The sequence below is a fragment of the Paenibacillus lutimineralis genome, assembly GCF_003991425.1.
Classification (GTDB): Bacteria; Bacillota; Bacilli; order Paenibacillales; family Paenibacillaceae; genus Fontibacillus; species Fontibacillus lutimineralis.
The window spans coordinates 6,107,653-6,121,392 of the sequence record NZ_CP034346.1 but is presented as its reverse complement, the minus strand read 5'-3'; the positions used below and the strand labels follow the sequence as shown (position 1 = coordinate 6,121,392).

General features: G+C 45.3%; 12 protein-coding genes and 1 pseudogene. 11 read left to right on the top strand and 2 right to left on the bottom strand.

Annotated features, from left to right (window positions below; genetic code table 11):
• Nucleotides 1-55: 55 nt before the first annotated feature.
• From EI981_RS27265 to EI981_RS27245, 5 genes are all read left to right on the top strand, one after another.
• A complete protein-coding gene (locus EI981_RS27265) occupies nt 56-436 on the top strand; it encodes a cytochrome-c oxidase (protein ID WP_127003629.1) in 381 nt (126 codons plus the stop codon).
• Nucleotides 437-628: 192 nt separating this feature from the next.
• A complete protein-coding gene (locus EI981_RS27260; RefSeq protein WP_127003628.1) occupies nt 629-1,069 on the top strand; it encodes a MarR family winged helix-turn-helix transcriptional regulator in 441 nt (146 codons plus the stop codon).
• A gap of 98 nt (nt 1,070-1,167) precedes the next feature.
• Nucleotides 1,168-1,566, top strand: coding sequence for a DoxX family protein (locus EI981_RS27255; protein ID WP_127003626.1), 399 nt, complete (start codon nt 1,168-1,170; stop codon nt 1,564-1,566).
• Between the two features lie 55 nt (nt 1,567-1,621).
• Nucleotides 1,622-2,569: a ring-cleaving dioxygenase gene (locus tag EI981_RS27250; RefSeq protein ID WP_127003624.1), complete on the top strand. Its 948-nt coding sequence runs from the start codon at nt 1,622-1,624 to the stop codon at nt 2,567-2,569.
• On the top strand, nt 2,566-3,174 hold the full coding sequence (locus EI981_RS27245; protein WP_127003622.1) for an alpha/beta hydrolase: 609 nt from the start codon (nt 2,566-2,568) through the stop codon (nt 3,172-3,174). The genes EI981_RS27250 and EI981_RS27245 overlap by 4 nt, the downstream gene beginning before the upstream one ends.
• A gap of 167 nt (nt 3,175-3,341) precedes the next feature.
• Here EI981_RS27245 and EI981_RS27240 read toward each other — a convergent pair.
• Nucleotides 3,342-3,488: pseudogene (locus tag EI981_RS27240) on the bottom strand (polysaccharide deacetylase family protein); the annotation flags it as partial.
• Between the two features lie 176 nt (nt 3,489-3,664).
• On the opposite strand from EI981_RS27240, the gene EI981_RS27235 reads away from it, so the two are divergent.
• The 6 genes from EI981_RS27235 (at nt 3,665) to EI981_RS27210 (ending at nt 12,594) form a co-directional block, all read left to right on the top strand.
• Complete coding sequence (locus tag EI981_RS27235; RefSeq protein ID WP_127003620.1) at nt 3,665-5,203, top strand: response regulator transcription factor; 1,539 nt, start codon at nt 3,665-3,667, stop codon at nt 5,201-5,203.
• 16 nt (nt 5,204-5,219) lie between these two features.
• A complete protein-coding gene (locus EI981_RS27230; protein ID WP_127003618.1) occupies nt 5,220-7,025 on the top strand; it encodes a sensor histidine kinase in 1,806 nt (601 codons plus the stop codon).
• A 200-nt stretch (nt 7,026-7,225) separates the two neighbouring features.
• Entirely contained in the window at nt 7,226-8,761 is a 1,536-nt protein-coding gene (locus tag EI981_RS27225) for a response regulator transcription factor (protein ID WP_127003616.1), read from the top strand.
• A gap of 126 nt (nt 8,762-8,887) precedes the next feature.
• Nucleotides 8,888-10,591: a type 2 periplasmic-binding domain-containing protein gene (locus EI981_RS27220; RefSeq protein ID WP_127003614.1), complete on the top strand. Its 1,704-nt coding sequence runs from the start codon at nt 8,888-8,890 to the stop codon at nt 10,589-10,591.
• A gap of 81 nt (nt 10,592-10,672) precedes the next feature.
• Nucleotides 10,673-11,632 carry an ABC transporter permease gene (locus EI981_RS27215; RefSeq protein ID WP_127003612.1) on the top strand — a complete coding sequence of 320 codons (960 nt, stop codon included), beginning with the start codon at nt 10,673-10,675 and terminating at the stop codon, nt 11,630-11,632.
• A 2-nt stretch (nt 11,633-11,634) separates the two neighbouring features.
• Complete coding sequence (locus EI981_RS27210) at nt 11,635-12,594, top strand: carbohydrate ABC transporter permease (protein WP_127003610.1); 960 nt, start codon at nt 11,635-11,637, stop codon at nt 12,592-12,594.
• 123 nt (nt 12,595-12,717) lie between these two features.
• On the opposite strand, the gene EI981_RS27205 is transcribed toward EI981_RS27210, so the two are convergent.
• The gene (locus EI981_RS27205; RefSeq protein WP_127003608.1) at nt 12,718-13,572 is read right to left on the bottom strand and encodes an SDR family oxidoreductase; all 855 of its coding nucleotides are present in this window, start codon (nt 13,570-13,572) and stop codon (nt 12,718-12,720) included.
• Between the last annotated feature and the right edge of the window lie 168 nt (nt 13,573-13,740).

The window sequence follows — 13,740 nt, the reverse complement described above, 5'->3', positions numbered from 1 at the left end:
TATTCTTATTAAAGTAGAATACAATGTCTCAATCTATGGAGAATGGAGGTAAAGCATGGGGATTGCTTATATTAAGGTCGCCTTGGTTTATTTCGTCATTGGAGTGGGGCTTGGTGTTTACATGTCGATGGCTCACGATTACACACTAACTGGAGTGCACGTTCATATTAATTTGCTTGGATGGGCCTCGTTTGCATTAGCCGGAGTGATATACTGGCTGTTCCCAAAAGCAGGGAATCATCTTCTAAGCAAAATTCAGTTCTGGGTGCATACGATCAGTCTACCGGTCATGATGATTTGTCTTACATTATTGTTAAAAGGTAACGATCAAGTTGAGGTCTTCATGGGCGTTGGTTCTACCTTGGTTGTTGTAAGCGTTATTATATTTGCGATCAATGTGTTCCTTAATGTTGGAACGAAAGCAGGCAGTAGATAAAGTATTGCTACTGAAGTGAGGAGTCAATCTGTTTTATGGAAGCAGGTGCCATGGTATATCAGCGGCGCCTGTTTTATTATTTTCTTAGATAGGTGAAAAAAGTATAAGTCAGGTGTTGACAGGTCCAAACATTTGTATTATCTTTATATCAAGATATTTGATGCTGAGATTTTTGGGAGGAGGTTAAGGAATATGAACAAGAAAGATGTTGCCTTGAATTTATTTATTGCTCTGTCTCGGGCGAGCCAGTGGGTGAATGCTGTAAGCGACCGCAACATTCGTGATCATGGTCTAACGCGCACCGAATTTGGTGTACTTGAGTTATTGTATCATAAAGGCGCCCAGCCTATACAACGAATTGGCGATAAAGTGCTGATGAGCAGCGGCAATATTACTTATGTAGTAGATAAGCTTGTTCAGAAAGATTTTGTTCGTCGTAATGCTTCTACCGAGGATCGCCGTTGCATTTATGCAGAGATTACAGATGAGGGTGCTAAGTTTGTTGAAGAAGTGTTCCCGAATCATGTTGATGTTATCGAGCAATCGGTAGCTGGTTTGACTGTAGAAGAGCAGCAATTGGTGGCATCTTTGTTGAAGAAGTTAGGGAAGCATGCACAAGAGGGATATAAATAGGTCAATAAGAAATTGACGGAAAGATCCCTTTTTTTAACCATATATCTTAATATAAAGATTCTTAGTATAAATAAATTAAATAAAAAGGAGTTTTCAAGGTGAGTATAGCATTAGGTTTATTAATTATCCGTTTGGTAGTAGGTTTGTCCTTCATAGCGCATGGGGCGCAAAAGTTGTTTGGATGGTTTGGCGGCTACGGTCTTAAAGGGACCGGGGGCTGGATGGATTCACTCGGCATGAAGCCAGGTATTCTGATGGCCTTGATGGCTGGATTAGGTGAATTCGTAGGTGGATTGTTGTTTGCAGCCGGATTGTTCACCCCGATTGGCGCAGGGTTGATTGCCATTACAATGCTGTTCGCGATCATCAGTGTACACGGAAAGAACGGGTACTGGAACACGGCCAATGGTTATGAGATGAATTTGTTGATTATTGCAGTGGTTGTTGGAGTCAGCCTAATTGGTGCAGGAGTATATTCGCTGGATGCGATCCTGTAAGTTGAAATAGCTAGATCTGAACTAACCTAAAATTACACATGAGGAGTGGATACACATGGTTAAAGCAACAGCAGGTATTCATCATATTACGGCTTTTGTAAGAAGCGCACAGAATACAACGGATTTCTATTCGGGCATAATGGGACTTCGTCTGGTGAAGAAGACCATCAACTTCGATGCTCCGGAAGTATATCATCTCTATTTTGGTGACGAAGTGGGTAGCCCTGGAACAGCCATTACTTTCTTCCCGTGGCCAGAATCCCGTCGTGGTATTGTCGGCAACGGACAGGTTGGAATTACAACCTATGCAATTCCGGAAGGTTCAATGGATTTCTGGGAGGAGCGGTTGAAGAAATTTAATGTATCTTTCACAGAAAGAACAAGATTCTCTGAGAAATCGCTGCACTTCGCGGATAAAGACGGCTTGCAAATTGAGCTTGTGGAACGCAAAGGACCAAAGAGCACATGGAGCTTTGGCGGAGTACCTGCAGATAAAGCGATTATGGGCTTCGGAGGCGCAGTTCTTTACAGCACCACACCAAAAGATACAGAAATGGTATTAGAGAGTGTGTTAGGTCTGGAGAAAATAGGTGTTGAGGGTGGGTATGCCCGTTATAAAGGGTTTGGTGAAATTGGTAATATCATCGATTTGAATATCGGATCGGTACCTGCTGGCAAAGCGGGTTCAGGCACGGTTCACCACATCGCTTGGCGGGCAAAGGATGACTCAGAGCATGCGGAATGGCGCACTAAGGTATCGGCCAGCGGACTGCATCCAACACCAGTTGTCGATCGTCAATACTTCAATGCCCTATACTTCAGGGAGCCAGGCGGCATACTGTTCGAGATTGCTACAGATCCTCCAGGTTTCACTCGTGACGAGCCTTTGGAGCAATTGGGCGTGAAGCTTATGCTGCCACCATGGTATGAAGATCATCGCGAATTAATTGAGAAGAATCTTGAGCAATTTGAAGTTCGTGTGCTGAAGGAGGATCAAGAATGAGACATATATTCCAACAGGGATCTGATACTAATGCTCCGGTACTGTTGCTCCTGCACGGTACCGGGGGGAACGAACGGGATTTGCTTTCACTGGCGCAAATCATATCCCCATCCTCCTCGGTTCTTAGCGTAAGAGGAAATGTGCTGGAGAATGGTATGCCGCGATTCTTCCGCCGTTTGGCGGAAGGCGTATTTGATGAAGAGGATCTTATCTTTCGTACGAAGGAATTGAATGATTTCCTGGATCAGGCGGCCGCCGAGCATCAATTTGACCGCAGCAATATTGTGGCCGTAGGCTACTCCAATGGGGCTAACATTGCGGGATCACTGTTGTTCCACTATAAAGATGCTTTGCGTGGGGCGATTCTGCACCATCCGATGGTACCACGCCGTGGCATTGAACTTCCGCAACTATCCGGCATACCGGTCTTTATGGGGGCCGGAAAGAATGACCCAATCTCTCCTGCGCAGGAGACCGAGGAATTGAATCAATTGCTATCGGCTGCAGGCGCTTCAGTCGAACTACACTGGGAGCATTTTGGACATCAGTTGTCGCCTTCTGAAGTGGATGCTGCCGCAAAATGGTTCCAACGTAATTTTGTATAATTTGATCTATCCAATCATAGGAAGAATCGCTAACGAAGGACGTTAGCGATTCTTTTTTATCTAGAAATTCTAGAAAGTGTAAAACGACCTATAATTATCGCGGTAAGAGCTTTAGTTTTAATATTAACTTAAAACAATAATTTCCATATATTTGATATGTAAACGCTCTATTTATAATGGGAGGTATCTTGCAGCAATTTGCTCACGGTTACCAGCTTATAACCATCTGCGGTAAAGTCAGATACAAGTTGGCGAACAGCCTCGATGGTCTGCGAGCGATCCCCATAGCCGTCATGGAACAATAATATGCTTCCGGGCTGCGCTGCCTCCTTAGTTGTGTCAGCGAGTAATATCCTTATTAAACCTCTGCTGCTCCTTTTTTCCCAGCCATCATGTATAATGTCATTTAGACAATATGAATTTCTATGTCCAGAATACTAATATTTGAATGCGCTCTCAATACTTGATTGATTAAAGGGGTTAATTAGCCATGATGAATGTTCTTCTGGTAGACGATGAGCCTTGGGTTCTGGAAGGATTAAGAACAATGGTTGATTGGAACAGGCTTGGGTTCCAGGTGTGCGGGGAGGCAATTAACAGCAACGATGCCTTCCAGCAGATTCAGGAACACCAGCCGGAGCTAGTCATAACCGATATTAATATGCCTGAGATTAGCGGTCTCGAGCTTATTGAGAAGTCGAATCGGCTCCTGCCGCATCCACCCAAATTTGTAGTATTAAGCGGGTATGATGATTTTCAGTATGCTCTTACTGCGATGCAGCAGCGAGTTGTAGAATATTTGCTCAAACCGATTGATGACGAAGAGATTGAGACCTTGCTGCTCAAGCTTGCCGAGCAAATTCGGGAGGAGACAGCGTCGAAGAAGCTTGAGGCGAACAGGCAGCTTTTTGCGGTCAATCATGTCATTAATCGGTTGATTCTGGGCGAGTACAGTTCGTCGCTTGCGGAGCAGGCGAGTCTATCCATGAACCTGACTGGCGGACAGCAGATGTTATGCATGATCATTGAGACGGCTCATGATCTAGTTGACTTTGGCCCTTGGGGCATGAGCTTCTTCCCTCTCAACCTTGTCTTTCCTTTTCAGGACAGCGCAGGAAGATGTGGGTTTATTGTACTGGGGGAGATGATATCCGATGAACAGCTCTTTGAGATCACCCAATCATTGCTAACTGACCTAAGAGCCAGAACGGGCGGGTCCGGCGTCATTGCCATAAGTAATCGAGATACGGGGATCGAATCGATCCGAGGGCTTTACCTGCAGAGCGTTGAAGTGAGAAGAATTAGGCGGAATCAGCAGAAGCAGGGCATATTTTATTATCGGGACATCCATAGAATAGAGCAGCCCAACTTTCCTAAAATGAAGTTCAAACAGCTTATAGAATCCGTGGAATCCGGGAACTTCCGCGGAATCGAGAGCAATGTCGCCTGTATCTTCGAACCTTGGTTCAATAGCCTGCCGGATATGGAAATGGTGCGCGTATCCGTATCCGATTTGGAGCTGAAAATATGCAAATTGTTAACGGAAATGAATGGAGATCCGGCCGAATTTATGCGGCAGGTTCAGGTCGATTATGAAGGACAGGATGAGCGGGATGAGGTTAGAACGCTCAAGGGATACGTACACTCTCTATGTCTGTTAGGAGCCGCCAAATTGGAGGCCTTGAGGGAGGAGAATGAGCACAACACAATCTTTCAGGTCATTCAATATGTGGATCAGGAATTCAGGAACAAGCTGCAGCTTCGGGAATTGGCTACTAAATTCCACATGAATTCCGCTTATTTGGGGCAACTCTTCAAGCAATATACGGGCAAGCCGTTCAATGAATATTTGAATGAGAAGCGGATTGAGGAGGCCAAGAGACTGCTGAAGCGAACACAGACCAAAATATCCAAAGTTGCACTACAGGTCGGCTATCCCAATGCAGACTACTTCAACAATAAATTCAAGCAATATACGGGCGTTCTGCCCTCCGTATACCGAGGTGTGACCGAGAACGGGCAGCAATGATGCAGGAGGTGTGCATATGAAGCTCGGGAAATTCAGGCTCAGAAGAATCATTAATGACATTCCGTTGAACTATAAGTTTCTAATGATTCTGGTTATAGGTGTGCTACTGCCTATTATTATTATCAATCTCATGTTCATGGATCGGATGTCGGACTTCATCCGGGCAAGAGAGGAGCAGAACCTTGATATTTCACTAGAGCGGGCCCGGAAGGATATACATGATTATATTGATGGCGGCGTGGCTGTAAGTCATGCGTTGAATACCGATAAAGCATTGAATGAAATGCTGGATCGCACATACGAAGGACAATTGGAATTCTATGAGACCTTTGATGAACAGCTTAGAAATCGGGTAACCAGTTACATACCAGTTAATAATCAGATCGAACGAATTACGATCTTCACGAACAATCCAACGATCGTATCCGGAGGGAACTACCAATTCATCAATGCTACTGTGAAGAACAGCGATTGGTATCGTCTATGGAAAGATAATTCGGATCCGGTATATGTCGCGGCCTATATAGCGACAGAAGCGAACAATTTTGCGTCTACGGTCCCCTATCTCAGCGTTATGGAGAGAATGGACTATTACGATAAATACAACACCTATGAGAAGGTGCTGCGCATCGATATTGAGCTTAACAAAATTTATGACGTCATTATGCGCGAGAAGGACTATTTGAATTTGTATTTGCTGAATGAGAACAATCAGGTGATTATGTCAGCGGGCAGCGGCTATCGAAAGGGATTGATTTCCGATCAATACTCTATATTCGAGCTGCCAGAGCAGTACAGCGAGGAAGACGTTCATACTATTTCGATCGGGACAGCGAAGTACGTCAAAGGCTGGAAGCTGGTTGGTTTGCCGGAGGGAACAAGAATCAACAAGGCGTTAGTGGAGATGCGTGTATTTGTTGGGCTGCTGGCAGTTGCAGTAACCCTGGCAGCAATGCTCTTTATCTATATTATGCTGAGATCGTACAATTACCGGGTCAAACGCTTATCAAGACATATGCAGAAGGTCACGAATGAGAAGTTTGATCTGATCTCTATTGAAGAGGGAAGAGATGAAATCGGCGGATTGATACAGAACTTCAACAGCATGACGTCAAGGATCAATTCATTGATTAATAATGTATATAAGCTGGAAATTCAGAAGAAGAACCTGGAGATGGAGCGCGTAAGAGCTGAGCTGAATCTGCTTCAGAGTCAGATGAATCCACATTTCCTGTTCAATACATTAAATGCGATTCTGGTCGTCTGTACGAAGAATAACTATGATGATGTGACCGATGTGATCAAGAGCTTATCCCGGTTGCTGCGTCGATTGCTGAGTTGGAAAGAGGATATCGTCACAATTCAGGAAGAGATCATGTTCATTGAAATGTATCTGAAAATCGAGAAGTTCCGCTTCCGCGACAAAATCGATTATGAGTTCGAAATCGATGAGGAGGCCTTGCTATATAAAATTCCTAAGATGAGCATCCAGCCTCTCGTGGAGAATTCCTGTAAACACGGGATTCAGATGATTAATGCACAAGGATTGGTGAAAGTCAGTGTAAAAATAGTGGACGGGAAGCTTCGCGTAGCTGTCTGCGATAACGGAAAAGGAATCGAACCAGAGAAACTTCGTGAGATTATTCTGTCGGTACGCAATGAGAATTCATCTGGGACCAGTATCGGGATCCGAAATGTATACCGGAGACTGGAACTGAATTATAACAACCAGGCAGGTTTTGATATCGTTAGCAAGCCGGGTCAGGGCACGACTGTTTCTTTTGAGATCCCGGTGAATCTCCTTGAGCGTAAGTTCACTTAAAGAGGTAGTTCAAAAAGTCCACTTTTGATCACGAAGAAAATTATGAAGCTATTCGACATCGAATCTTGAATTCAGCCGGGCCTTCCGGTGCTCTCGTACCCACTACGTACGCTCCGCTCCTCAGTCCCTAGCTTCATCCAACCTTCTCGGTGCTGAAAACTGACCTTTTTGAACACACACTTAAATAAAGGGGGAAGAAGATGATGTTCAAAGTACTGCTAATTGATGATGAGCCGGGGGCACTAGAGGGAATGGAGCTATGGGTCCCTTGGGAGGAAATAGGCTTTGAGATCTGCGGAACCAGTGACAATGGGATGGAAGGATTGGAGAAGATTCGTGAGCTGAAGCCCGATCTGGTGGTTACCGATGTGAATATGCCGATCATGAGCGGACTTGAGATGATCAAGGCTTGGCGGGAACAAGGCAAATCAGAGGTGAGCTTCGTCGTAGTCAGCGGGTATTCCGATTTCGAATACGCTCAGAAGGCCATGCATTATGGAGTGCACCATTATTTGTTGAAGCCGTTGATCGCCGAAGAGGCAGAGAAGGAACTGCGCGATATCCGTGCAGAGTTGATACGAAGATCCAAGCGGCAGCGCTTGGAGCAAATCGCTGATTATGAAGAGACGGTTACCGTGCTCAAGAAGCTAATAACGGCACAGCCGTTAGAAGAAGGGGAGCAGACTATAATCCGGGGAATGTCAGCTCTGCAGGAGCGTTGGAATATATGCCTGCTGCAGGTGGATTCTCCGATTCTGACTGAATTCAGAGAGACAGCTTCGTCTGTCATTTCCACAGCTTCATCCATGTTCCTGGTCGATGGCGATCAGGGCCATCTAGCTATCATCTATGGTTTTAACGGAGAGGAATTGGAGAGTAATAATTGGAGCAAGATCATAGAGATCGTCCAGGATTATAAGGGTCAGCGCATATTTGTCGGGGCCGGGTACAGTCAGTCATCGCTATTAGAGATCGGAAGAAGCTATCGCACTGCAAAGACAGCAGTAAAATATAAGTTTTACGAACAGGGTTACGATGGCATAACACTTTATCAGAACATTGAGGGTCTGCAGTTCAGTCATCCATACAATCAACTACAGCTCATGGATACGATATTGCGAGCTGTGGAGCTTATGGATCAGGATGAGTTCACAGGAGCCGTGGACCGGGCAAGGGAAGTTTTCCACACTTCCTCAACGCAGCCGGATATTGTCAAGAAGCTTGTCGTCCACATGATGTATAGAATTGCAGAGTTTACCTGCATGATCAAGGACATTTCAGAGGAAGAGATCATAGAGAAGTACGGGGTTTATGAAATCGCAGGTAGTGTCCTGAATTTAGATGAGTTAATGGGGCGGCTGCGGGCTATAGGAATGGAAGTCATCCATTTATTATTGCAGGAGCAATCCCAGCAGGCGCAGGGGGTCATCTTTGAGATTAATCAGTATATTCATGAGCATTATCGGGAAGGTCTGACGATTAAGAAGCTGGCCGAAGTCTTTTTCCTTCATCCGGTCTATTTAGGCCAACTGCTAATCAAGAGGAATGGCATGGGCTTCAATGATATGATCCATAAACTTAGAATCGAAGAAGCGGTGAGATTGCTTGGCGACCACAGTTACAAGAATAGTGAAATCGCGGAGCGGGTCGGTTACAGCAGTTATGGGCAGTTCGCGAAGCAATTTGAACGCCGGATGGGGATGTCGCCCAACCAATACAAGAATAGTAAGTTCTAAAATATTTGGGGGTAATGCTTTAATTGAGCCATAGCCGGCCCTTGGCAGCGCTTTTACAATATAAATAAGTTGTTGAAAGGGCTTACATAACCCTGGGATAACTAAAACATTTCGGAGGTGCATTAAATGGGGGGCAACAAAAAGTCTGTACTCCGGTTCAGCATGATGCTGCTGCTTTCGCTTGGCCTCGTCTTATCAGCTTGCGGTGGTGGAAGCAACACGAAGGATGCCGCGAAGAATACCACGAAGGATGCAAATAATGGACAGGCAACGACGGAAAAAGCCGGAGACACGGTGGAACCGTTCGAAATCTCGGTTTTCATCGGTGAAGCCGGTCAACAGCCTACACCTGACAACAAGATTTACAAGATGATCAAAGATAAGACGGGCGCATCGTTTAAATTTGAGTTCCTGGCAGGCGATATTGACCAGAAGCTTGGTGTTATGATTGCCGGGTCCGATTATCCTGATATGATGACGGCGAATCAAAAATTGACCGGGGCAGGTGCATTTATTCCGCTCGAAGACTTAATTGAAGAACATGCTCCAAACTTGAAGAAGCATTATGAGAAGTACTGGAACATGATGAAGGACTCAGACGGCCATATCTATACTCTACCGAACTACGGGGTGTATAACTCTGACCCGGACTCCACTTGGTATTCTGGTCCCGCCTTCTGGATTCAAAAGGATGTTTTGGCTGAAGCAGGGTATCCTCAAGTGAAAACATTGGATGAATACTTTGACATCATCGCTAAATATAAAGAGAAGCACTCTACGATCGACGGTACCCCGACGATTGGTTTTGAAATTCTGAACTATGACTGGAGAAACTGGGGTCTGTTTAACGCTCCACAGCATTTGATCGGTCATCCGAACGATGGTGGAGTTGTCGTTGAGAACGGCGTAGCGCAAATTTTCGCCGATAAAGATTACGCGAAGAGATACTATCAGAAGCTGAATGAAGTGAATCAGAATGGTCTAATCGACAAGGAAACTTTTACACAGAACTATGACCAGTATATGGCGAAGATATCTAGCGGTGCTGTTCTCGGGATGTTCGACCAGCACTGGAACTTCCAAAGTGCAGAAGACTCTCTGACTACGCAACAGAAGCTTGAGAGAACATATGTAGGTCTCCCTCTCGTATACGATACAAGCATAAGAGATTACTATAAAGAACGCCCGGCGCTCAACCTGGATAACGGTTTCGGAATCACGGTTAATGCCAAAGATCCTGAGAAGATTATTAAGCTGCTGGATACGTTAATTGCAGAAGATTGGCAGAAAATATTCACATGGGGAATTGAAGGCGAAGACTACTATGTCAATGAACAAGGTCGTTACATGAAGACGCAAGAACAACGCGATAAGTTTACGGATGGAACTTGGAAATTGGCTAACAAAGCTGACGCATTCTTTGGCAGAGCTCCAAAAATGCAAGGTAAATTCTCGGATGGCAACTCCACGGACGCAGCTGCCCAACCAGAGGAATACCAAGCAGGGTTGAAAGAGTATGACAAGAACTTCCTTGCCCAATATGGCTTTAACAGCTATGTAGATTTCTTCAGTGAAGCTCCGGAAAATGATATTGCTTACCCTGCTTGGTCGGTTGACTTGGTTGACGGATCTGAAGCGAAGATCGTGAATACGAAGCAGAATGAGTTGTCTACGAAATATTTACCGAAAGCGATTCTTGCAAAATCAGCTGATTTCGACAGCGTGTGGGAAGAGTACACCAAGGAAATCGGTAAACTCAATATCAAAGCATATGAAGATCGCATTAATGAAGTGCTGCAATGGAGAAGAGATACCTGGACTGTTAAATAAGGTGGTATAGGTGCATGAATCGGAGAAGGAAGGCATCCTGCCTTCCTTTTCCGAAATATAGGTTTTGGGGAGAACAAACTTATGGAAGAGACCTTGAGAAATGGCCGTACCGTCCGAAAGCCTAAGAAACATAAGAAAATGACTTGGTCACTCATTAAGGACCAGAGACAGCTGATTTACATGTCAGTACCTCTGCTGGCTTACATTGTATTATTCGCCTACGTTCCGATTTGGGGCTGGACAATGGCTTTTCAGGACTACAAACCGGCTAAGAGCTTCAGTGATCAGAAATGGGTAGGATTCAAGCATTTTGAATTCTTGTTTAAAGACGATAGCTTCTTGCAGGTGCTGCGCAACACGCTTGCGATGAGTGTAATAAACCTCATTCTTGGATTTGTAACTGCGATTATTCTCGCTCTATTACTGAATGAGATCAGAAAAGTATTCTGGAAAAGAACGGTACAGACGATTTCATATCTTCCACACTTTCTGTCTTGGATTATCGTTACCGGGATTGTAGCGACATCACTGGCTTCCGACGGAATCGTTAATGATGTTCTGCTTAAGCTGCATCTTATTAAAGAGCCGATTCAATGGCTCAGTGATGGGAAATATTTCTGGGGGATTGTCGGAGCCTCGCATGTGTGGAAGGAAGTTGGCTGGAATACGATTATATATTTGGCTGCTATGGCATCGATCGATCCGGCGCTGTATGAAGCTGCTGAAATCGATGGAGCCAGCCGTTACCGTAAAATGTTTCACGTTACTTTGCCAGGCATAAAGCCTACGATTATCATCTTGCTGATCATGTCCATCGGTCACATCCTGGAAGCCGGCTTTGAAGTTCAATATCTGTTGGGCAACGGGCTTGTTGTGGATTGGTCGCAGACAATCGATATCTTCGTGTTGAAATACGGGCTTGCTCAAGGCAATTATTCATTAGCCACTGCTGCCGGTATATTTAAAACGGTCGTTAGCGTGACGATGCTGCTATTTGCCAACTGGATCGCGAAACGGCTAGGGGAAGAGAGGCTGTTATAGTTATGGCGAACCCAACCATCACCCCTGGGCCAGCATCTGCTGCCGCAGTGAATAAAAGAATCAGAAGAGGAAGTATCGAGCCCATTGTATTTAATACTTTGAATGCTATTTTCATGATTGTGCTTGTCATTGTTACCCTGTATCCGTTCCTGAATACGATTGTCGTATCCCTGAACGCAGGGAATGATACGATCCGCGGTGGAATCTACTTGTGGCCTCGGGAGTTCACATGGCAGAACTACAAAGCTGTCTTCGCTTCAGGTACGATCTACAATGCATTTTGGATCTCTGTGGCAAGAACGGTGCTCTCGACAGTGCTGAACTTATTCCTGACGACGATGCTTGCTTATACGCTAAGCCGTCGGGAATACGTGTTCCGCAAACCGATTACACTGATATTTATCTTAACGATGTACTTTAACGCCGGTTTGATTCCAGGATACTTCCTGATGAAAGAGCTTCACTTGATTAATACATTTTGGGTGTATGTAATACCTTCAATGATCAGTGCCTTTAATATGATTGTTATCCGTACTTATATCGGGACAATTCCAGAAAGTTTGATCGAGTCAGCGAGAATTGATGGGGCGGGCGAATTTAAAATCTTTATACGTATCATATTTCCGCTCTGTAAGCCCGTATTGGCTACGATTGCTTTGTTTGTGGCCGTGGGGGCGTGGAACTCCTGGTTTGATGCATTCATCTACACCTCTTCGAGGCAGGAACTTAGTACCTTGCAATATGAATTGATGAAGCTGCTCTCATCCAGTATGAATGCGAACAACAATCCAGCGGTAGCTGCAGGAGCAGGAATGACGAGGGAAGCTGCAGCGTCGATGGTTACACCATTGTCCATTCGGGCAGCAGTAACGGTGGTCGCTTCTGTACCGATTCTTCTCGTGTATCCGTTCATGCAGAAGTATTTTGTGGTTGGTCTCAACGTGGGTAGTGTCAAAGAATAGATAACTGCAGCCTATGAGCGCATCGCTAGGTTGGTCCGAGGCTAGAGAACAATATATATGTTCGTAAAAAAGAACCTTCAAATTCAGCGCATTGCTGATTTGAAGGTTCTTGCTATGAGAGGATTATACTCCAGAGTAGGCCATGAATCCGCCGTCAACCGGAATAACTGTTCCGGTTACGAAGCCTGATGTATCCTGATCGACCAGCCATAGCATCGTACCGAGTAGATCCTCAGGAACACCGAAGCGGCGCATAGGTGTGTGCGTAATAATCTTATGGGAACGTTCAGTAAGCGATCCGTCCTTGTTGGTCAACAGATCACGGTTCTGTTCTGTCAGGAAGAACCCAGGCGCTACCGAGTTAACGCGAATTCCAGCATCCGCCAGATGAACGGCCAACCACTGGGTGAAGTTGTTGATCGCAGCCTTGGCTGCGCTGTATGCAGGTACTTTGGTCATCGGGCTATAAGAGCTCATAGAAGAGATATTCAGGATCGTCGCCCCGGGACGATTGATCATACCCCGGGCGAAGATTTGCGTCGGAATTAGGGTACCGACGAAATTGAGATCGAATACCTTGCGTACACCGGAGAAGCTCAGATCGAAGAAGCTCGTCACATTAGCGTCCGCCAGATCCTCTTCACGATAAGTCTCATTTGTCGTGTTCGCACTAGGCTGATTGCCGCCAGCGCCGTTGATCAGGATATCGCAAGGTCCAAATTGGCGGGTTACTTCTTGCTCTGCACGTCTTACACTGTCCTCATCAATAACGTCGCACGATACGGCAATCGCGGCCCCTCCTTGGGCTGTAATCTGGGCAACGATCTGTTCGCCCTTTTCCCGGGTGCGGTTAAGAATTGCAACCTTTACGCCTTGCCGTGCGAGTTCAAGAGCCATGGCTTGGCAGAGTATACCGGAGCCGCCTGTAATGACGGCCGTCTTTCCATCTAGAGAAGTATGTTTGGGTAATAGGCTCATAACGAAGAATGCCTCCTTCTTGATAATCAGATAGAATGGCTAACAATGGGCAACATCTTGAATATGTAATGACACGGAAATGCTCTAACCTCTTAAATTTCATACTATCATACTTAGAGCAGGAAAAGATTTTGAAAGATCACGATTTATATTTGATATTATACGTTT